Raw genomic sequence first — 19990 nt, forward strand, 5'->3', positions numbered from 1 at the left:
ATATCGAGTCACCGTGTCCAGGTAGAGTGCTGCCATGGAGAGCAAGGTCGGCCGCCCCCGCAGCGAGCGAGCCAGGGAAGCCGTGCTGCACGCGGTCGACGACCTCCTCGTCGAAGTGGGCTACGCGGCCGTGACCATGAAAGGCATCGCCGAACGCGCCGGCGTCTCCCGCCAAACCGTCTACCGCTGGTGGTCGACCAAGGCCGAGATCCTCTTCGAGGCCAGCGCCGCCGACGCCGAACAAGAACTCGCCGTACCTGCCACCGGCGACGCCCTGGGCGACCTGACCGCCTACCTCCAGGCCCTCATCGACTTCCTGGCCCACTCCCACGCCGGCGCCGGCTACCGCGCCCTGATCGGCGAAGCCCAACACGACCCCGAGGTCGCCCAGCTGCTAGCCGGCAAAGACATCCTCGGCGACAGCGCCCGCGCAGTCCTCGCCCGCGCAACCCCCGACCGCGACCCCACCCAAGCCTCGGCCCACCTGATCGGCCCAATCTTCTTCGCCATCATGACCGGCCGAGACCCCCGCCAACTCAACCCCCAGGCCCTAGCCCAAGACTTCCTCAGCTAACCCCCGCGCCGCCCAGCTGAACGCACCCACGACGGCAGTGCCGGCCGCGACCGCGCTCGTTCCCCCAAACCGGTTCGGGGTGGATCCACCCCCCGATTCCGTCCCGTTCCCTCCCCAAAGCGTTTTGGGGAGGCTCGAGCCACCGCTGCCGTCCTGCTCACCAGCGACGATCATCTTCGTCGCCAAGAACACGTACTAGTCGCCCCGAACTCGTTCCCGCAGCACCCGCCACGCCCGCACCGCGCCCGCCGCGGGCACCACTACGTGTCCTTCCCGACGCCACACCTCCGCACCGACAGGACGTATAGGGGTGCTGCACGGGAGGCACACGCTCAAAGCTGGCGTGGCGCGGGCTTCGTGGGGATATACGTCCTGTCGGTCGGCAGTTCGTCGCGAGCGTCAGCTCTGGCGGGTGTGCCGGGCAGCTACAGCTTGGATTCTGCTTCGGTGAGGACTGCGCGGAGGGTTTGTTCGATCTCGTCGAAGTGGGACTGGTCGCAGATCAACGGCGGGGAGAGTTGGATGACGGGGTCGCCGCGGTCGTCGGCTCGGCAGTAGAGGCCGGCGTCGAAGAGCGCCTTGGAGAGGAAGCCTCGGAGGAGGCGTTCGGACTCGTCGGCGTTGAAGGTTTCTTTGGTGGCTTTGTCCTTCACGAGTTCGATGCCGTAGAAGTAGCCCGCGCCGCGGACGTCGCCGACCAGGGGCAGGTCGAGCAGTTGGTCGAGTGTGGCCCGGAAGTCCCCCTCGTGGTTCCGGACGTGCTCGTTGATGCCTTCGCGCTCGAAGATGTCCAGGTTGGCCAGCGCGACCGCGGCGGAGACGGGGTGGCCACCGAAGGTGTAGCCGTGGGCGAAGGTGGTGTCGCCCTTGGCGAAGGGCTCGAAGAGGCGGTCGGTGGCGATCGCCGCGCCCAGGGGTGAGTAGCCGGAGGTGATGCCTTTGGCGCAGGTGATGATGTCGGGCTGGTAGCCGTAGCGTTCGGCGCCGAACATGGTGCCGAGGCGGCCGAAGGCGCAGATGACTTCGTCACTCACCAGCAGTACGTCGTACTCGTCGCAGATCTCGCGGACCCGCTCGAAGTAGCCGGGCGGCGGCGGGAAGCAGCCGCCGGCGTTCTGGACCGGCTCAAGGAAGACCGCGGCAACCGTCGACGGACCCTCGTTCTCGATCGCGACCGCGATCTGATCTGCGGCCCACCGGCCGAAGGCCACCTCGTCGTCGGCAAAGGCAGGTGCCCGGTAGAAGTTGGTGTTCGGCACCCGGAAGGTCGACGGCACCAACGGCTCGTACGGCGCTTTCAAATCGGGCAGCCCGGTGATCGACAACGCGCCGTGCGTGGTGCCGTGGTACGCGATCGCCCGGCTGATCACCTTGTGCTTCCCAGGCTTGCCGGTGAGCTTGAAGTAGTGCTTCGCGAGCTTCCACGCGGTCTCGACGGCCTCGCCGCCACCGCTGGTGAAGAACACCCGGTTCAGATCGCCGGGCGCATACCCAGCCACCCGCTCGGCGAGCTCGATCGACTTCGGATGCGCGTACGACCAGAGCGGGAAGAAGGCGAGCTCGGAGGCCTGCTTGGCGGCGGCTTCGGCGAGCTCGGTACGCCCGTGGCCCAGCTGGCTGACGAAGAGTCCGGCCAGCGCGTCGAGATAGCGCCGGCCCTGCGCGTCGTAGATGTACGCGCCGTCGCCGCGGACGATCACGGGGATATCGGCCTTGTCGTAGCTCGACATCCGGGTGAAGTGCATCCACAGGTGGTCCCGTGCGGACTGCTGCAGCTTGGCGAATTCGGCATCACCGATCGTGTCGGACATGCTCGTCATCCTGCCTGGCAATTTCCGCACTGGCAAGTGATTTCGTGTCGGTTGAGCCGATAGAGTGTCGATGTCATCATTCTGTAGGGCCAAAAGGTTCGGATTCCGTACTGCGAGAGGTCGTGCGCGTGGACACCCTGTTCGTGAACGGCGCCGTCTTCGACGGGACCACGTACCGGCCGGGCCTCGCGGTGGCGATCAAGGCCGGCCGGATCGCCGCGATCGGCCCGGACCTGGGGCAGCGCAGCGGCGCCAAGGTCGTCGACCTGAAGGGCGGACTGCTTCTCCCTGGTTTCGTCGACGCGCACATCCACCCCGTCCAAGGCGGCGTCGAGCGCGCGCACTGCGACCTCTCACCGTTCCACGGACTCCCGGCGTACCAGGCCAAGATCAGCCAGTACGCCGCTCTGCACCCGACAGCACCGTGGATCCTCGGCGGCGGCTGGCACCAGCCCGACTTCCCCGGCGGCGCCCCGAACGCCACCGACCTCGACCCGGTCACCGGCGGCCGACCCGCCTTCCTCGTCAACGCCGACCATCACAGCGCGTGGGCAAACTCGAAGGCGCTCCAACTCGCCGGAATCGACGCGCGCACCCCCGATCCCCAAGATGGCCGCATCGAGCGCAGCCCCGACGGCACCCCGACCGGCACTCTCCACGAAGGCGCGATGAGCCTGGTCGGCCGCCTCGTCCCGCCGACCACCCATCAGGAGATGGTCGACGCGCTCCTCGACGCGCAGGCCTACCTGCACTCACTCGGCATCACCGGCTGGCAGGACGCGATCCTCGGCGCCTACGCCAATCTCGGCGACTCCACCCCCGCGTACGTCGAGCTCGCGCGAACCGGCCGCCTGACCGCCCGGGTCAACGGCGCCCTCTGGTGGCAACGCGAGCGCGGCGCCGAGCAGATCCCCGAACTCATTGCCAAGCGCAACGAGCTGAACTACCCAAGATTCCGGGCAGGCAGCGTCAAGATCATGCAGGACGGCGTCGCCGAGAACTTCACCGCCGCCATGCTCGACCCGTACTTCGACGGCTGCGGCTGCCGCACCGCCAACTCCGGCCTCTCGTTCGTCGATCCGCAAGCCCTGCAAGACCATGTCACCCAGCTCGACGCCGCCGGCTTCCAGGTCCACGTGCACGCGATCGGCGATCGCGCCGCCCGCGAAGCCCTCGACGCCTTCGCAAAAGCCCAAGCCAGCAACGGATTCAACGACAACCGGCACCACATCGCGCACCTGCAGGTGATCAACCCCGACGACATCCCGAGGTTCCGCGAGCTCAACGTCGCCGCGAACATGCAAGCCCTCTGGGCGGTCTACGAACCCCAGATGACCGAACTGACCATCCCGTTCCTCGGCCCCGAGCGCACCGGCTGGCAGTATCCCTTCAAGTCGCTACACACCACCGGAGCCAGACTCGTCGCCGGTTCCGACTGGCCGGTCTCCAGCCCCGACCCGCTCGAAGCGATCCACGTCGCGGTCAACCGCCGTACCGACGAGGCCGACGAGCCGTTCCTTCCCGAGCAGGCGCTCGACCTCGCGACCGCCTTCGCGGCGTACACCACAGGCAGCGCCTGGGTGAACCACGCCGACGACACCGGCCGGATCGAGGTCGGCGCGCTCGCGGACCTCGCGATCCTCGACCGCGATCCGTTCACCGCACCGACCGACGAGATCAACACCGCCCGAGTCCGGGCCACCTACGTCGAGGGCGAACTCGTCTTCGGCTCGACCAGAGAGGACCCCTCGTGACGCTGACCAACCTTGTCGACGGCAAACCGGTCGCCGCCCAGAGCGGAGCGACGTACGACGTGATCGCGCCCGCGACCGGGGAGTCGTACACGCAAGCGCCGTTGTCCGGACCGGAGGACGTGGACCAGGCGTACACCGCGGCGGCGCGTGCGTTCGAAAGCTGGCGGGACAGTACGCCGGCCGACCGGCAGCGCGCGCTGCTGAAGATCGCGGACGCCATCGAGCAGCGGGCGGACGAGTTCACCGCGGTCGAGAGCCGCAACACCGGCAAGCCGCTGGCGTTGACGGCGAGCGAGGAGATCCCGCCGTGTGTGGACCAATTGCGCTTCTTCGCCGGGGCCGCGCGGGTGCTCGAAGGCCGGTCCGCCGGTGAATACATGCCCGGCCACACCTCGTGGATCCGGCGCGAGCCGATCGGTGTCGTCGGCCAGGTGACGCCGTGGAACTACCCGCTGATGATGGCGATCTGGAAGATCGCTCCCGCGCTGGCGGCGGGCAACACCGTCGTCCTCAAGCCGAGTGACACCACTCCGGCTTCGACGGTCCTGCTCGCCGAGCTGTGCAACGAGTTCCTCCCGCCGGGGGTGCTCAACGTGGTCTGCGGCGACCGCAACACCGGCCGCGCGCTGGTCGAGCACGACATCCCGCAGCTGGTCGCGATCACCGGATCGGTCCGCGCCGGCCGCGAGGTCGCGTCCTCGGCCGCGCGCAAGCTCAAGCGCACCCACCTCGAGCTCGGCGGCAAGGCGCCGGTGGTCGTCTTCGACGACGCCGACCTGGAGGCGGCCGCGGAGGCGATCGCGGTCGCGGGCTACTTCAACGCCGGCCAAGACTGTACGGCGGCCACCCGCGTGCTGGCCGGTCCGCGGATCCACGACGACTTCGTCGCAGCCCTCACCGAGCAGGCCCGCCAGACCACGACCGGTCAGCCCGAGGAGGACGTCGCGTACGGCGCCCTGAACAACGCCGACCAGCTCGGCCGGGTCCGGGGCTTCGTCGACCGCCTGCCCGACCATGCCGCCGTACAGACCGGTGGGCACGCGATCGGCGACCGCGGCTACTTCTTCGAACCGACGGTCGTCTCGGGTCTGCAGCAGGACGACGAGGCGATCCAGGACGAGATCTTCGGCCCGGTGATCACCGTCCAGCGCTTTACCGACGAGGACGAAGCGCTGCGCTGGGCGAACGGCGTGGAGTACGGTCTCGCGTCATCGGTCTTCACCAAGGACCACGGCCGCGCGCTGCGGATGTCGCGCAGACTCGACTTCGGCTGTGTGTGGATCAACACCCACATCCCGATCGTCGCCGAGATGCCGCACGGCGGCTTCAAGAACTCCGGCCACGGCAAGGACCTGTCGATGTACGGCCTCGAGGACTACACCCGGATCAAGCACGTGATGTCGGCCTTCTAGATCACCTCGAGATAGTCCCGCGAAGGCAGCTCCGGGAACGGCGCGTGCGGCAAAGTCTGGTACCAGAACGACGTCGAGGCCAGATCGTCCTGGAGCTGGAGGAACCGGCCGTCGCGCCGCCACCCGAGCGCCTGCACAGTCACGCGAAGATCTGAAGTGAACCGGATCGTGTCGGTCAGATGCCAGCGGTACAAGCCGAATCGCTGCTGGTTCTTCATGAACCCGTCCGGCTGGATCGCCTGCGGCATCCCCAGGTACGGCGTCGTGAACGTCGCATAGACGCCGTCCGGATGGATGAACCCCCACGCGCCGCCGAAATAGTCCTCGGTCCCCGTGGTGCAGATGGTCGGGAACTCGTCGTCGCCGTCCAGGTAGAACTTGACCTCGCCCTCCCCCCACCAGCCGGTGTTGTTGCAGCCCCACGCGAGATACGTGCCGACGTACTGCCCCTGACCCCGGACCCCGTCCAGCAGCGTGTGCACCTCGCCGTACGGGACCGGGTTCGACCGCCGGAACTGCGCATGGAAGTACGCCGCGTCGTCCGGAACCTCGGTGCGGACGAAGTCGATCTGGTAGAAGAGCTCCGGTACGTCGACCTCCTGGAGGTTCTCGATCGTGATCCGGGCGCCGGCGCGGAACGGCATCTGCCAGTAGCTGTTGAAGCCGCCCGACGGATTGACCGCGATCGGCACCGAGCTCACCTGGGCGTGCTCACCCCAGCCGCTGCAGAAGAAGTCGCCGAGCGGAACCTCGATCGACGGCGTCTCCTCGCCGTCCCAGTACGCGCGGAGGACCAGCGACCGCCACACCTTCTTGTCCACGGTCATCCAGAGGTGCGTGATCGCGCCGGAGCCCTCGATCTCGGCCAGCGTCGTGGTCGAGCCGGCCGGCAACGGGATGCACGGGGACATCTTCCAGCCGACGCCGAGGTCGCGAGCCTGCCGCGACATGGTTCCCTCGGTCGCCCGCGCCCCACCGCCCTTGGCGCCGTCGCGGTTCTCCGCGCTGATCGAGTAGGTCCGGGCTGCGGACAGCCGCGCCACGTTGCCGAGATGGACGTCGAGCCCGTTGAAGTCACCCATGAGGCCCGACCCTAGGCGGCTAGCGGTAGCTGTCCAGCCTGTTCACGACCTTGTCGAAGACCACTTTCTCGTGCTCCTTCGGCGTGTACAGGACCAGTTCGTCGAAGCCGATCGCGGCGTATCGCTCGACCATCCGGGCGAATCCGTCCACCGAACCCCACGGGTCCAGCTCGCCGTACCCGAGCAGCAGCCGGCGGATCTTGCGCCCGTCGAGTGCCGCGTCGAGAGCTTGGGACCGCTCGACCGACTTCGCGTAGAACTCCTCCTCGGCGGCCGCGCCGGGGAACGTCACCCAGCCGTCCCCGTGCGCCGCGACCGCGGCCAGCGCCTTGGGCGCGTTCGCCGCGATGATCAGCGGCAACCGCTCCTGGATCGTCCCCGGCGTCATCGCAGCCAGCGAGTACGGGTAGTAGGGGCCGGCGTGATCGGTCACGTCACCCGACAGCAGCCGCTCCACGATCGCGACGAATTCGGTCAGCCGGTCGGTCCGCTCGCGTGCCGTCCAGACCGGCGTACCGGCCATGCCGTGGTCGGTCGGCCAGACGCCCGAGCCGATCCCGAGGTCGAACCGGCCGCCGGAGACGTGGTCCAGCGAGGTCGCGGTCTTGGCCAGGACGGTCGGGTGCCGGAAGACCAGGTTCGCGATCAGGATGCCCACCCGGATCCGCTCGGTGGTCGCCGCCCAGCCCGCGATGATCGTCGGCCCGTCGTGCACCGGGATCGCCGGATCCCGCGGATTCCGCAGGTTGTCGCCGGTCCACAGCCCGTCGAAGCCGGCCTGCTCGGCCACCTTCGCCCACGACACCGCGTCGTCCCACCCGGCCGGATTGACCTTCAGCCCAAAGCGCATGTGTCCAGCCTGCCACGTGACCGGCCGACGCCCGGGTTTCGCGCCTGAGTGGTCTACTCGAGGTGCTTTACCGGCTGCCCGCTGTCGGGGACAGTGATGCGGTGACCGCATCTGTGCCTGTCGCCGTGATCGGCCCGCCGGAACCGGCCGCCGCCTTCACGGCCGCACTCGACCAGGCCGGCCTCGCCTCCGCCCGGTACGACGAACTGCCCGTGGACCTCTCCGCCTACGCGGCGGTGATCGTGGTCGCCGGCCGCTATCCCGAGCCCGAGCGCCTCGACGTCACCGGGTTGGCGGAGTACGTACGCGCGGGCGGGTCGGCGTACGTGGAGTTCGCGCTCGACAACACGGGCTTCCTGCCGGCCGGCGAGCTCCGGACCGCGCACATCGAGCGGATCTTCACCACGGCGGCCCTACCAGGGATCGAACCGCTGCACATCCTCGACGAGCACTCGTCGCGCGCGCAGCAGGTGGTTGCTCCTGGCAACGCGATCGAGTTGTGCAGCTACGGCACCGTCGCCGGGACCCACGAGGCGATCTTCGGTCCGCCGGACATCACCTTCCCGGCGTTGCTCGACATCCCGGTCGGCGACGGCCGGCTGCTCTACGCCACGACCGCGCTCAGTCATCACCTCAAGGGCCGCTACAAGCCGGTACGCCGGTGGCGCCGGCTACTGCAGGTAATTGTCGGCCAGCTGACCGGCGTGCAGCTCGCCGAGGAGATCGAGCTGTTCACCGAGCCGCGGGTCTGGGTCGCCAGTGGTGAGCCGGTCAAGCTCGTGGTCCGATCCAGCGTCAAGCCGGCGGCCGAGCAGCTCACCGGGCTCGACCTGGTCGAGACGAGACCCGGGCGGTTCGAGTCCGATCCCCAGTACCTGCCGGACGGCGAGCACACCTTCGTAATGGCTGACCAGTACGTCACCATCGCGGTGGGTCCGCGCGCGGAGCGGTACCGCCGGATGGTCGACCGGGCGATCGCCTGGTACGACCGGGCCGGCATGTTCTACGACGCCCCCGACGGCTCGAAGGGCGTCGCCGAGGGGTTCTCGAACGAGATCGATGCCGACGGCAAGCTTCCGTTCCGGCCGGTGCCTCGGGGTGACTGCTTCGTGCAGACCGCGCACGCGTTCCGGATGTACGCCGACCTTGCCGATTTCCCGCGCGGCCGGACGATCGCCGCCAACCTGATGCGACTGGTCGTCGAGGAGGAACAGCTCACCGATCGCAACCAGCTCTACGGATCCTTCGAACCACGCGGCGCCCGCACCGACCTGACCGGCACCAACAACTTGTTTGCCGACGACAACGGATGGATCTCGCTGTTCACGCTGATGTCCGGTCACGTCGAGCCCGGCCTCCGTGGCGTCGAGGCGCTGATTCGTACGTCGAGCGCGGAGCTCGGGCTGCAGGTCGATCCGTGGCGGACGCCGTCCACGCTGCTGGTGAAGGGCTGGGACGAGATCGCCCGCTCGCCGATCGCGGACGGGCTCGACCTCACCTCGCACTGGCAGAGCTCGGCGCAGTGCGCCTACCTCTACGCCTACGGTCTGACCGGTGACCAGCGCTACCTCGACACGGCCACCCGCGGCCTGGATCACATGGCCGGGCACCATCCGCGCGCCCGGCTGGAGACGAGCCGGACCTGCGAGGCCGGCCGCTTCCTACTGCCGCTGGCCGGCGCCTACCACTACACCCGCAAGCCGTTGTATCTCGAGACGATGCGCTCGCTGGCGGCGTACCTGAAGAGCAAGCAGGGCCCGGACGGCGGGTTCGCCGAGTGGGACGGGAAGTGCCCGCCGAGCAACGAGGCGTACGGCGTCGACGAGGCGGCGATCTTCGCGGCGAACGGTGACCTCGTCACGGATCAGCTGTACGGAACGCCGTTCGCGGCCTGGGCGCTGCCGCTCGCCTACCGGGTGACCGGCGACCCGGTGTTCGAGGAGCTGGCGTACGGCGTCCTCGACTATCTCAGCCGGATTCAGATCGACGACCCCGACGACGAGCAGCTCGACGGTACCTGGCAGCGCGCGTTCGACTTCGACTCCTGGGAGTACTTCGGCTCGAACGCCGACCTCGGGTGGGGCCCGTACTGCGTCGAGACCGGCTGGTCGGTCGCCCCGGCGATCATCGGCGCGATGCTCTACCTGACCAGTGACACGTTCTTCCCGGAGAGCGCTGGGAAGTCTGACCTGCCCGCGGCGATCCGGGCCGAATTCGACGCCATCCAGGCCGGCGAGCCGGCGCCGGCCAGCTTCAGGCGCCGCGACGACGGCCGGGTGATCCGGGTCCAGAACGGCGTACAGGCTGTGCTGGGAGAGTTGATCGCGGCGGGAGAGCCGGTCTGGGCGCGCAATTCTCCGGTGGGTGCCGACGAGATCTATGTCCGTGGAGTCGACGGTCATCTGCACCACACCTACCTGGATGACCGCCTCGGTCAGGGCCGCTGGCAACAGATCGGCGACCTCGAGTTGGCCGACGAGCCCGTGGTCGCGTTCAACCCCGGCGCCAACGCGATCGAGGTCTACGCGTTGGGCGCGGACGGGCACATCCACCACTGCTCGATGATCGACGTTCGCGGCGGCCACACTCCCTGGGAACAGGTCGGCACCCTGCACTTCACCGGCTCCCCGGCAGTCCTGTACGACGAGGAGCTCGGTACCGTCCGTCTCGTGGCGAACGACACCGCCGGCCAGGACCGCCGTACCCGGAAGGTCAACCGCTGGCACCTCCCGTGGCAGGACTACTCCCACTGGCTCACCGCATGAAGGTGAACGTGGCGATCGACGGCGGCCAGTCGGCCCTCCGCCTCCGCGTCCTCCCCGCAGGTGAGACGGGTGCCGGCCCCGGGTACACCCATGGCGCAGACGCCGCCGACCGCATGCTCGACGCCATCCGCGCGGCGGCCACGGACGCCGGGGTGGTGGAGCGAGAGGCGACCTCGCCTGCTCCGGGTGGGGTGCGCCCGCGCGTCGGGGTCGTCGCGCTCGGGCTGAGCGGCTACCCGTCCGCGCCCGGCGCCGCGGCGACGTTCGCCGGCCAGGTGCTTCAACTCCTCGACGCGGATGAGGTTCGGCTGACTCAGGACATGGTGACGGCTCATGCCGGCGCGCTGCCCGACGGGTACGGCGTGGTGGTTGCTGCGGGCACCGGGTTGGTGGGGCTGGCGGTGGACCGCGATGGCAGCTGGCACAAGCTCGACGGGCATGGGTACTTGTTCGGCGACGCGGGGAGCGCGTTCTCGATCGGCCGGGCGGGACTGCGGGCCGTGCAACGCGCTCGGGACGGGCGTGGGCCGGTGACCAAGCTCGCCGACACGTTGATCGATCCGATCGCCTACTACCGTTCGCCGACTCTGGTCGACGACGTGGCTCGCTTCGCACCCGACGTACTGCGGTGTGCCGCCGAAGGTGATGTCGTTGCCCAAGGCATCCTAGAAGCCGCAGCGAGAGATATCGCCGAGACGATTGACGCTGCGGTGGGCAAACTGATCGGCACAGGGCCGGTCCCGGTCGCCTGTGTCGGCGGGCTCTTCGCCGGTGCTGGTGAACAGTTGCTCGCACCAGTCCGCGCAGCGCTCTCCACACGCGCCGACCTCGTCCCCGCCGCCGGCAACGCACTGGACGGCGCCGAGCGACTAGCCACCGCCGAGCTCGGCCCATACACCGCCCTGACCGTGATCCAGAGGAAACAATGACAGTTCTCGCCCCGGGCACCTTGGTGGTGTCCTGCCAGTCTGCCCCCGGCAATCCGTTGCACGCTCCGGAGTCGATGGCGCTAATGGCCCGCGCCGCCGAAGCCGGTGGAGCGGGCGCGATCCGTGCCAACGGCGCCGCCGATGTCGCCGCCATCCGCGCGGTCACCGACCTCCCGATCATCGGGATCAACAAGCTCGGTGACCCGGCCGGCGTCTTCATCACGCCGACCTTCGAGTCCGCGATCGGCATCGTCGAAGCCGGTGCCGACCTGATCGCCCTCGACGGCACCCTGCGACCACGTCCGGACGGACAACGCCTGGACCAGCAGATCGCCCGCATCCACGCCGAACTCGGCGTACCGGTTCTTGCCGACGTGGACACCGTCGAAGCCGGTATCGCGGCCCGCGCCGCAGGTGCCGACATGGTCGCGTCGACCTTGTCCGGCTATACCAATGGCCACACTCCGAGCGGACCAGACGTCGAGCTGGTCCGGCAGCTGGCCGCCAAGCTCGATTGCCCGGTCGTTGCCGAAGGCAGGGTTCGGACGCCGGAGGACGTGCGCGCAGTCTGCGATGCGGGGGCGTACGCCGTCGTGGTCGGTTACGCGATCACGAATCCGATGGACATCACAGCCCGTCTGGTGAGCGCGATCAGCACGTCATAACGCATCAGAGTGGTCTACTCCACCTTGTCGATGCAGGTCGAATCCCCTTCCGCAGTGCCGTCGCGCGGGCGTATCCATGTCCCAACCCATCCCCTGGAGAGGACGCGTCCCATGAGCACAGACGCCCACGTCGACCGCCGAACCCTTCTCCGCGTCGCGCTGGCGGCGCCCGCCGTGGCCGCGCTGGCGTCCTGTGCGAAGCCGGTCGTTGAAAAGTCCGCGCCCCCGGCGCTCGGTGCGAAGGTCGACGGCACGAAACCGCTGGAGTTCTTCAACTTCGACGGCGGGTACGGGAAGAAGTGGACCGAGATGCCGCTCGACCTGTACCGCAAGGAGTTTCCGCAGGCGGCGGTGAAGCTGACCAGCGGTCAGCAGCTCCAGCAGCAGTTGCAGCCCCGGTTCATTCAGGGCAACCCGCCGGACCTGATCGAGAACGTCGGTCTGGACGGCGCGGCGCTGGCCGCGAAGAAGCAGGTCATGGACATCGGCGCGCTGCTCGAGATGGAGGCCTACGACCAGCCCGGCGTGAAGTTCAAGGACACCCTGCTGCCGGGCGTGGCCGAGGCCGGCGTCTACGACGGCGTCAAGTACGAGATGCCGTACGTGATCGGCACCGGCGGCATCTGGTTCAGCCAGAAGCTGATGGACGAGCACGGCTGGGTCTACCCGAAGACCTGGCCGGAGATGCTCGCCCTCTGCGCCGAGATCAAGAAGTCGACCAAGATCGCGCCGTGGACCTACCAGGGCAAGTACCCCGGGTATCTGACCGTCCCGATGCTGATGACGGCGTACAAGGCGGCCGGGCCGGAGCTGAAGACGCGGCTCGACAACCTGGAGCCGAACGCCTGGCGTGATCCCGCGCTGATCCAGGCCGCCGAGGGTTACCAGGAGCTGGCCGCGAAGGGCTATCTGCTGGAGGGCTCACAGGCCATCGACCACAAGCAGTCGCAGGCCTTCTGGGCCAAGGGCCAGGCGGTCTTCATCCCCTGCGGCGGCTGGCTGGAGAACGAGTCCGGCCAGGACGCGCCGAAGGACTTCGCGATGACGATGGCGCCGGTGCCGGGCTGGTCCAAGGACGACAAGGCGCCGTTCGAGACGGTGACCGGTGGTCCCGGCGGCGCGCTGATCGTGCCCGCGCAGGCGAAGAACCCGCAGGGCGGCATCGAGCTGCTGCGGATCATCTTGTCGAAGAAGTGCATGCAGAACTTCGCCCAGCTGACCAACTCGCCGGTCGTGGTGAAGGGCGGGACCGACGGGGTGAAGCTGAGCCACGCCGCGCAGTCGATGCAGGACGTGATAACGGCCGCCGGCACCAACATGTTCGCCGACTTCAAGTTCCGCAACTGGTACAAGAAGCTGCTGGACAGCTCCGACAACGCGATGGCCGCGCTGATGAACCGCGAGGTCACGCCGGACGAGTGGAGCAAGCAGATGCAGAAGTACGCCGACGAGACCGCGAAGGACCCGTCGATCAAGAAGTACCACGTCTGACATGCACCACGGCAAGTACCGCTTCGTCATCGGTCTGCTGCTGATCCCGCTCGGCCTGTACGCCGTGTTCGTGGTCTCGCCGTACGTGCAGGCCTTCCCGATCGCGTTCACCGACTGGGAAGGCCTGTCGGCGACGTACACCTACATCGGGTTCGACAACTTCGTCGCGTTGTTCCACGACGCGATCTTCTGGACGGCGTTGCGGCACAACCTGTTCCTGCTGGTCAGTCTGCCGACCATCATCATCACGCTGTCGCTGTTCTTCTCCGCGGTGCTCAACCACCGCGGCGGCATCCGGGGCGCGACGTTCTACAAGATCGTGTACTTCTTCCCGGCGGTGCTGTCGATCGCGGTCGTCGGCGTGCTCTGGCAGTTCATCTTCGAACCGCGCAGCGGCCTGCTGAACGGGTTCCTGCGCGGCGTCGGTCTGGACGCGCTCGCCCAGTCCTGGCTGGGCGACGGCGACACCGCGCTCGGCTCGATCATGGCCGTGGTGGTCTGGGCCGGAGTCGGGTTCTACGTGGTGCTGTTCACCGCGGCGATGGCGGCGATCCCGAAGGAGCTCTACGAGGCGGCCCTGCTGGACGGCGCGAACTCGATCCAGGCGTTCTTCCGGATCACGCTGCCGCTGATCTGGAACACCGTGCAGGTCGCGATCGCGTTCCTGGTGATCGGGGCGCTCGACCAGTTCGCGCTGATCAAGGTGCTCTCGGTCGGCTCCGGCGGACCGAACAACGCGACCCAGGTGATCTCGCTGTACATGTACACGAACGCGTTCACGTACGGGAGGTTCGGGTACGCCTCCGCGATCGGCGTGACGCTGTTCGCGCTGAACATGATCCTGACCGTGCTCACGTTCCGGCTGACCCGCCGCGAGCGGGTCGTCTACTGAGGGGGTGCGTTCGATGACCCGCACGCGGACCGGCCACGTGTTCGGCGGCCTGACCCAGGGCTTCGCGCTGGTGTGGGGCGCGATGGTGCTGTTCCCCCTGCTCTGGTCGGTGGTGAGCTCGTTCAAGACCGACTCGGAGATCTTCCAGAGCCCGTGGCAGTTTCCGGCGGTGTGGCACTGGGACAACTTCTCCCGAGCCTGGAGCGAGTCGCACATCGGCCGCTACTTCTTCAACAGTGTGGTCGTGGTGACCTGCGGCGTCGTACTCTGCCTGCTGCTGTCGGCGGCGGTCGCCTACGTGCTGGCGCAGTTCGAGTTCCCGGGCAGCAAAGCCCTGTACTACGTCTTCGTCGGCGGCATGGTGTTCCCCGGCTTCATGGCCCTGGTGCCGCTGTTCTTCGTCGTCCAGAACCTCGGACTGATGAACAGCTACCTCGGCCTGATCCTGGTCTACGCCACCGGCGGGATGTCGTTCTCGGTCTTCTTCCTGACCGCGTTCTTCAAGACCCAGTCCAAGGAGCTCGCCGAGGCCGCGCTCGTCGACGGCTGCTCGCACTGGGGTGTGTTGTTCCGCATCATGCTGCCGCTGGCCCGGCCGGGGCTGGTCAGCATCGGCATCTTCCAGTTCCTCGGCATGTGGAACGAATACCTGCTGCCGCTGGTGCTGAACACCGACGAGAACCGCTACCTGGTCACCCAGGGGTTGGCGAACCTCGCGGTGACCCAGGGGTACCACTCGGACTACTCGGGACTGTTCGCCGGGCTCACCATCTCGATCCTCCCGGTCCTCGCGGTCTACCTTGCCTTTCATCGGCAGATCAGTGCCGGTATGACCGCAGGAGCCCTGAAGTGACGGAACTGATGCTCGCCGCGACGTCCCTGGACGTCACACCACCGCCAGGTCACCACCTGGACGGGTACGCCGCCCGCACCGGTCCCGCGACCGGTACGGCCGATCCACTGCACGCCACCATCATCTGGCTCAGTACGGCGGACGACCCCGGCGTGCTGTGGTTGACCCTGGACGCGATCGCGGTCGGCGCTGAGCTGACCGCCGAACTGTCCGCGGCGGCATCGCAGGCAGCAGGCATCCCGGCCGAGCACGTGGTGGTGTCGGCGTCGCACACGCACTCCGGTCCGAGCGGATGGACCGGGCAGATCCATCCGGTCATTCCGGCCGAGCGTGAGGCCGAGCTGTACGAACCACTCACCGCTGCGGTGGCGAACGCCGTACTGGATCGGCGGGCGGTGGTGGCGTCGTGGCGGTCGGTCGAGGTGACCGGCGTCGGGACCAACCGGCACCGGCAGGACGGTCCGCACGACAACACGGCTGGTGTGCTCGCGTTGCATTCGCCGGCTGGTGCGCTGGAGGCCGTTCTGCTGGACTTCGCGTGCCATCCGACGACGTACGGGCCGGAGAACTTGCTGTGGTCGGCGGACTGGCCCGGTGCGGCCAGAGCTGCGCTCAGACCGACTGTCGTCGGCTATCTGCAGGGTGCGGCGGGTGATGTGAGCCCGCGGTTCACTCGGCAGGGACGTGGTGCGGCTGAGGTCACCAGGCTGGGTGAGCTGCTCGCAACACGAGTCAAGGAGGCGCTGGCTGAGCCGGGGCTCGCACTACCTTCGGCTGCCCCCAGCATCCGCCGTACGACGGTCCGGCTGCCGGTGCGGTCGCTACCTCCCGCCGACGACACCGCTGCCATCGTCAGGACGGCTGAGAGCGCTGCGCGGAGTGGCATGGACGATCCGTCGGCCAGGATGGCGCAGACTCGCCTGGACGGCGCCAGAGGGCAGGCATTGATGACTGCGGTCGCATTGCCGGCCGAACTCGAGCTCCCGGTCAGCGTGGTCACCATGGGCGATGTCTGCTGGATCAACCTGCCAGTCGAGCTGTTCGCTCTGCACGGCGCCACCCTGCAGGAGAAGAGCAGCCATCCGATCACGCGAGTGGTCGGCTACACCGATGGCTACTTCGGGTACGTCGTCGATCCGGCCGCGGCCGAGGCGGGTGTGTACGAAGCGCTCATCACGTACTTCGACCAGCCGGCGACCAGTCAGCTGCTGACCGAGACGGCGGCCTTCGTGAACGCTTAGAAGGTGGCGATCGGGTTGACCGGACTGCCCGACGTACCGGCGAAGCGGACTGGTGCCACGGCGAGCTGGAAATCCCACTGGCCGAGCTCGGCAGCTGTCGACGCGCACTGCTCCAGGTCGCAGTTGTCGAGCATCCACAGGCCCATCGCGACCAGGCTCACCGCGTGCACCGGCATCAGTACGTCGTCATACCCGGACGGCTGCACGTCCTGGGGAGTGTCGGCGCCGATCAGCGCGACCTCTCGCTCCTGCAACCACGGCAGGCACGACGCGTGCCAGCCGGCCTGAGTGATGCCACCACTAGGCCCGGCCTCGTGCCGCGCGCGGCCGTAGCCAGTCCTCAGGAGCACCGCGTCACCGGACTGCACCCGCACGCCCTGGCGACGCTCAGCCGCCTCGAGGTCCTCAGGGTAGACACCCTCACCCGGCTCCAGCCACGGCACCTCGCGAACTGCCGCAACATCCAGCAGCACGCCACGCGTGACTATCCCGTCCGCAGCCGCAGTGACGGCCGCCCAGGCCGAACCGGTCTCGGCGTCGACCATCGAGTGCGACCGCCCGTTGTACGTCTTGCCGTCCCAGAACAGATGGCACGGCGAGTCCAGGTGGGTGATCGTGTTGCCGTGGAACATGATGCCGAGGCGCTCGTTCGAGAAGCCCCAGCGCCGGTCGTTCTGAAACAGCTGCGGCATGTGCTCGGCACCGGGCATCTCCACCGCGCACGGGCAGACATTGGTCGCCCGCTCCATCTCACCCGGTACGCCGATCTCCCAGCCACACGAGACGCTTTTGCCGTGGCGCACGGCCCGTGCTGCGGCCAGCCGGACCTCGTCGGTGATGTGGTTCAGCGTGCCGCGCTCGTCGTCGTCGCCCCAGCGTCCCCAGTTCGACAGTGTGTCGAAGTATCCGAGGACGTCGTCCTGTGTAGGCCTCATCCAAACTCTCCCGTCAGAGCGCGAGCTCCGGCTGAAGCTTCTTGGCCGGCCACACCCGCTGCTTGCGCGCAGCCAGCGTAGACGCGCCCAGTGCCACTGCGAACCAGGCGGCCAGGGCCAGCAGGTCCTTGCCGAGCGATGCGGTGGAGCCGCCGTACATCAGGTGCCGGACGCCGTCGATCGCGTAGCTCATCGGCAGCGCGTGGTGGAAGAAGTAGAGCGGCGCCGGGATGGTCTGCCACGGGAACGTGCCGCCCGCACTGACCAGCTGGATCACCATCATCACCAGACCGAGGAACTTGCCGATGGCACCGAACCACGAGGCCAGCGCGTGCAGGATCGCGACGAAGGTCACCGAGGTCAGGATCAGGAAGCCGACCGTCAGCCACGGGTGTGCCGCGTGGATGCCGAGTCCGAGAGTCACCGCGGTGAACACCAGCGTCGCCTGGATCGCGCCGAACAGAGCAGGCGGCAACCAGCCGCCGAGCGCCACCCGGAACGGCGACTGCAGCCCGGCCAGAGCGCGCGGGGAGAGCGGCCGCACCAGCAGGAAGAGTACGTAGGCGCCGATCCAGCAGGCCAGGCAGAGGAAGAACGGAGCCAGCCCGGCGCCGTAGCTCTCGGCACTCGCCTGCGAGACGTTCTGCAGGGTGACCGGTGCGCCCAGCGTCTCGGCGGTGGCCTTGCGCTGCGCCGCGCTCGGGTTGGGGATCTCCTTGACGCCCTTCTGCAGCCCGCTGTTCAGCTGGGCCGAGCCGTTCTTCAGCTTGGTCATGCCGTCGGCCAGGCTGTTCACCCCGGTCAGGAGCTGGCCCTGCCCGGCCACCGCCTGCTTCTCACCGGCCGCAAGTTGCTGCGCGCCGGACTGCAGCGTGGTCAGTCCAGAGCTCAGCTGACCCGCTCCGTTGTCGAGCTGCTTGGCGCCGTTGGCTGCCGCGCTGATGCCGTTGGTCAGAGCCGGCGTGGCCTTGGCGAGTTGGGCAGCTCCGTTGGAGACCTTGCGTGCGCCACCGGCGAGCTGGTTGAGCTGAGTGGAGGTCGACTGGATCTTGGTGTTCGCCCGCAGGACCGGACCGCGCAGCTTGGCGGTCTCGGACAGGATGACGTTGATCTGGTGGTTGCTCAGCCCCTGTGCCTTCAAGCGAGCGGCCAGAGTCTTGTCGAACGCCTTGAGGTCCTTGACCAGAGCGCTCGACGCAGTGGCGACCTGCCGGCCCACTCCGGCGATCTTCTCGTTGCCGTCGGCCACCTGGTCAGCGCCGTTCGCCAGCGCCTTGGTCTGCTTCGGCAGGCTCGCGGTCTTGGACTTCAGCGTGCCCAGGCCGTCGCTGAGCTGGTCAGCGCCAGTGGCGAGCTTCGCCGCGCCCTGCTTCGCCTGTCCGGTACCTGCGGCCAGCTTGGTCGCACCGGCCGACAGTTGCTGCTGTGCAGTGTTGAGCTGGCTCGCACCACTCTGCAGCTTGCCAACGCCAGTGGACGCGGACGTCAGCCCGTTCTGGAGCTGCGCAGCGCCGGAAGCGGCCTGGCTGATCTGACCGTGGATGGTGTTGTAGCCGGCCAGCAGCTTGCTCGCCGCGGTCTCGCTCACCTGCGAGGCGACGGTCTTGGTGACCTGAGCGACGACCTGGTTGGCGATGGTGTGCGCGATGTAGTTGTTGGCGTCGTTGGTGAGCAGTTCGAGGTTCGCCTGCCGCGGCTGGAACTCCGCGCTGGAGGCCAGGTCTGAAGAGAACGACTTCGGCAGCACCAGGGCGAACTCGTACTTGCCGTCCGAGACTCCCTTGGTCGCCGCGGCCCGGTCGACCCGGTGCCAGTCGAAGCTCTTCGACTTCACCAGCTCGTCGGCCACCTGCGGCCCGACGTTCAGCTTCTCGCCGGTCGCCAGCGTCGTCCCCTCGTCCTCCACCACGACCGCGGTGGGGATCTGGTTCAGCCTGCTGTACGGATCGTGGTTCGCGTAGAGGTAGAGGCCGCCGTACAGGACCGGGACCATCAGCAGGGCCACCACGGCCAGCTTGGGCAGCCGGCCGGCGGTCAGCCGCCGCAGCTCACTCAGGGCCATCCGGAGCGCGGTCACGCCTTCATCTCCTCAACTTGTTCTGCGGGTACGTCGAGCAACCGGGCGGAGGTGTCCGCGCACGTGATCAGGACCGCGTAGCCACGGTCGGCCAGCTCCTGACCGAGCGCGTACCACTCGTGCGGATCGCCGCCATGCCGGTCCGGCATGGTCAGAATGACGACCTTCACGTCCGGTCGCGCGACCGTCAGCTCGGCGAGCAGTCTGGTGCGGGCAGCGACCGGCAGGTGCTCGAAGCGCTTGTCGGCGTGCTCAGCGGCGCCATGCTCGCTCAGCCACTCCAGCACGGCCTTCCGGCCGGCTTTGTGACCCGCCATGGCCAGCTCCTCGCCGACAACCGTCTGAACGGGCAGTGCGTCGTCCGGCTCGGTGATTCCCGGTGCGTCGACCACAGCGACCCGGCGACGCAGTACTGCGGGGTCCGAGGAGCCCTGCAGGGTGACTTCGCCGGTGTCCGGCTTGAGGCGCCCGGAGAGAGCCAGTGCGGCAGCAACGTGCCCGGGGCCGGGGTAGCCGGTCAGCAGGATGACCTGCTTCTCGTCGACCGACACCGACGTACCGGTCAGCATCGGGGCGTGCGGACCGAACACGCTGACTCCGACGGCCTCGAGCTGCATTCTCTTCCCCGTTCAATACGGTTGTGTATTCAATACAGAACT

Annotated in this window: 16 protein-coding genes; 10 read left to right on the plus strand and 6 right to left on the minus strand. The window is 68.1% G+C overall.

What is annotated here, in order from left to right; genetic code table 11:
- Positions 1 to 34: 34 nt before the first annotated feature.
- Entirely contained in the window at positions 35 to 574 is a 540-nt protein-coding gene (locus tag ABZS29_RS10915; RefSeq protein WP_355460618.1) for a TetR/AcrR family transcriptional regulator, read from the plus strand.
- Positions 575 to 999: 425 nt separating this feature from the next.
- Here the strand turns inward: ABZS29_RS10915 and ABZS29_RS10920 are convergent, their stop codons facing one another.
- Complete coding sequence (locus ABZS29_RS10920) at positions 1000 to 2385, minus strand: aspartate aminotransferase family protein (RefSeq protein WP_355460619.1); 1386 nt, start codon at positions 2383 to 2385, stop codon at positions 1000 to 1002.
- 128 nt (positions 2386 to 2513) lie between these two features.
- Between ABZS29_RS10920 and ABZS29_RS10925 the strand changes: the two genes are divergently transcribed.
- Entirely contained in the window at positions 2514 to 4139 is a 1626-nt protein-coding gene (locus tag ABZS29_RS10925) for an amidohydrolase (protein ID WP_355460621.1), read from the plus strand.
- Positions 4136 to 5551, plus strand: a complete 1416-nt coding sequence (locus ABZS29_RS10930; RefSeq protein WP_355460623.1) for a gamma-aminobutyraldehyde dehydrogenase — start codon at positions 4136 to 4138, stop codon at positions 5549 to 5551. The genes ABZS29_RS10925 and ABZS29_RS10930 overlap by 4 nt, the downstream gene beginning before the upstream one ends.
- On the opposite strand, the gene ABZS29_RS10935 is transcribed toward ABZS29_RS10930, so the two are convergent.
- Both ABZS29_RS10935 and ABZS29_RS10940 read right to left on the minus strand, forming a co-directional pair.
- Positions 5548 to 6633: a glycoside hydrolase family 172 protein gene (locus ABZS29_RS10935; protein WP_355460624.1), complete on the minus strand. Its 1086-nt coding sequence runs from the start codon at positions 6631 to 6633 to the stop codon at positions 5548 to 5550. The two genes, ABZS29_RS10930 and ABZS29_RS10935, sit on opposite strands and share 4 nt — an antisense overlap.
- A gap of 19 nt (positions 6634 to 6652) precedes the next feature.
- Positions 6653 to 7483 carry an LLM class flavin-dependent oxidoreductase gene (locus tag ABZS29_RS10940; protein ID WP_355460626.1) on the minus strand — a complete coding sequence of 277 codons (831 nt, stop codon included), beginning with the start codon at positions 7481 to 7483 and terminating at the stop codon, positions 6653 to 6655.
- A gap of 101 nt (positions 7484 to 7584) precedes the next feature.
- Between ABZS29_RS10940 and ABZS29_RS10945 the strand changes: the two genes are divergently transcribed.
- The 7 genes from ABZS29_RS10945 (at position 7585) to ABZS29_RS10975 (ending at position 16319) form a co-directional block, all read left to right on the plus strand.
- Positions 7585 to 10248, plus strand: a complete 2664-nt coding sequence (locus ABZS29_RS10945) for a hypothetical protein (protein WP_355460628.1) — start codon at positions 7585 to 7587, stop codon at positions 10246 to 10248.
- Entirely contained in the window at positions 10245 to 11177 is a 933-nt protein-coding gene (locus tag ABZS29_RS10950) for a BadF/BadG/BcrA/BcrD ATPase family protein (RefSeq protein ID WP_355460629.1), read from the plus strand. Before ABZS29_RS10945 ends, ABZS29_RS10950 begins: the two co-directional genes overlap by 4 nt.
- Positions 11174 to 11842 carry a putative N-acetylmannosamine-6-phosphate 2-epimerase gene (locus ABZS29_RS10955; protein WP_355460630.1) on the plus strand — a complete coding sequence of 223 codons (669 nt, stop codon included), beginning with the start codon at positions 11174 to 11176 and terminating at the stop codon, positions 11840 to 11842. Before ABZS29_RS10950 ends, ABZS29_RS10955 begins: the two co-directional genes overlap by 4 nt.
- Before the next feature lie 111 nt (positions 11843 to 11953).
- Positions 11954 to 13333 carry an N-acetylglucosamine/diacetylchitobiose ABC transporter substrate-binding protein gene (gene ngcE / locus ABZS29_RS10960; protein WP_355460631.1) on the plus strand — a complete coding sequence of 460 codons (1380 nt, stop codon included), beginning with the start codon at positions 11954 to 11956 and terminating at the stop codon, positions 13331 to 13333.
- A 1-nt stretch (position 13334) separates the two neighbouring features.
- The gene (locus ABZS29_RS10965; RefSeq protein ID WP_355460633.1) at positions 13335 to 14225 is read left to right on the plus strand and encodes a sugar ABC transporter permease; all 891 of its coding nucleotides are present in this window, start codon (positions 13335 to 13337) and stop codon (positions 14223 to 14225) included.
- 13 nt (positions 14226 to 14238) lie between these two features.
- Positions 14239 to 15078 (plus strand): carbohydrate ABC transporter permease, encoded by an 840-nt coding sequence (locus ABZS29_RS10970; RefSeq protein ID WP_355460635.1) that lies wholly within the window; start codon positions 14239 to 14241, stop codon positions 15076 to 15078.
- The gene (locus ABZS29_RS10975; RefSeq protein WP_355460636.1) at positions 15075 to 16319 is read left to right on the plus strand and encodes a hypothetical protein; all 1245 of its coding nucleotides are present in this window, start codon (positions 15075 to 15077) and stop codon (positions 16317 to 16319) included. Before ABZS29_RS10970 ends, ABZS29_RS10975 begins: the two co-directional genes overlap by 4 nt.
- Here ABZS29_RS10975 and ABZS29_RS10980 read toward each other — a convergent pair.
- The 3 genes from ABZS29_RS10980 to ABZS29_RS10990 are packed head-to-tail and all read right to left on the minus strand — an operon-like array spanning position 16316 to position 19948.
- Entirely contained in the window at positions 16316 to 17254 is a 939-nt protein-coding gene (locus ABZS29_RS10980; protein WP_355460638.1) for a cyclase family protein, read from the minus strand. The genes ABZS29_RS10975 and ABZS29_RS10980 overlap by 4 nt on opposite strands.
- A 13-nt stretch (positions 17255 to 17267) precedes the next feature.
- Positions 17268 to 19331 (minus strand): YhgE/Pip domain-containing protein, encoded by a 2064-nt coding sequence (locus tag ABZS29_RS10985; RefSeq protein WP_355460640.1) that lies wholly within the window; start codon positions 19329 to 19331, stop codon positions 17268 to 17270.
- The gene (locus ABZS29_RS10990) at positions 19328 to 19948 is read right to left on the minus strand and encodes a hypothetical protein (protein WP_355460641.1); all 621 of its coding nucleotides are present in this window, start codon (positions 19946 to 19948) and stop codon (positions 19328 to 19330) included. Before ABZS29_RS10990 ends, ABZS29_RS10985 begins: the two co-directional genes overlap by 4 nt.
- Positions 19949 to 19990: the final 42 nt, after the last annotated feature.

Source organism: Kribbella sp. NPDC005582 (assembly GCF_040605415.1).
Classification (GTDB): domain Bacteria; phylum Actinomycetota; class Actinomycetes; order Propionibacteriales; family Kribbellaceae; genus Kribbella.

Bases quoted from the DNA above. Each gene is read 5' to 3' on its own strand.
- ABZS29_RS10955 (WP_355460630.1), top strand. From the start codon at position 11,174: ATGACAGTTCTCGCCCCGGGCACCTTGGTGGTGTCCTGCCAGTCTGCC.
- ABZS29_RS10980 (WP_355460638.1), bottom strand. From the start codon at position 17,254: ATGAGGCCTACACAGGACGACGTCCTCGGATACTTCGACACACTGTCG.
- ABZS29_RS10970 (WP_355460635.1), top strand. From the start codon at position 14,239: ATGACCCGCACGCGGACCGGCCACGTGTTCGGCGGCCTGACCCAGGGC.
- ABZS29_RS10990 (WP_355460641.1), bottom strand. From the start codon at position 19,948: ATGCAGCTCGAGGCCGTCGGAGTCAGCGTGTTCGGTCCGCACGCCCCG.
- ABZS29_RS10940 (WP_355460626.1), bottom strand. From the start codon at position 7,483: ATGCGCTTTGGGCTGAAGGTCAATCCGGCCGGGTGGGACGACGCGGTG.
- ABZS29_RS10920 (WP_355460619.1), bottom strand. From the start codon at position 2,385: ATGTCCGACACGATCGGTGATGCCGAATTCGCCAAGCTGCAGCAGTCC.
- ABZS29_RS10915 (WP_355460618.1), top strand. From the start codon at position 35: ATGGAGAGCAAGGTCGGCCGCCCCCGCAGCGAGCGAGCCAGGGAAGCC.
- ABZS29_RS10950 (WP_355460629.1), top strand. From the start codon at position 10,245: ATGAAGGTGAACGTGGCGATCGACGGCGGCCAGTCGGCCCTCCGCCTC.
- ngcE (WP_355460631.1), top strand. From the start codon at position 11,954: ATGAGCACAGACGCCCACGTCGACCGCCGAACCCTTCTCCGCGTCGCG.
- ABZS29_RS10965 (WP_355460633.1), top strand. From the start codon at position 13,335: ATGCACCACGGCAAGTACCGCTTCGTCATCGGTCTGCTGCTGATCCCG.
- ABZS29_RS10935 (WP_355460624.1), bottom strand. From the start codon at position 6,633: ATGGGTGACTTCAACGGGCTCGACGTCCATCTCGGCAACGTGGCGCGG.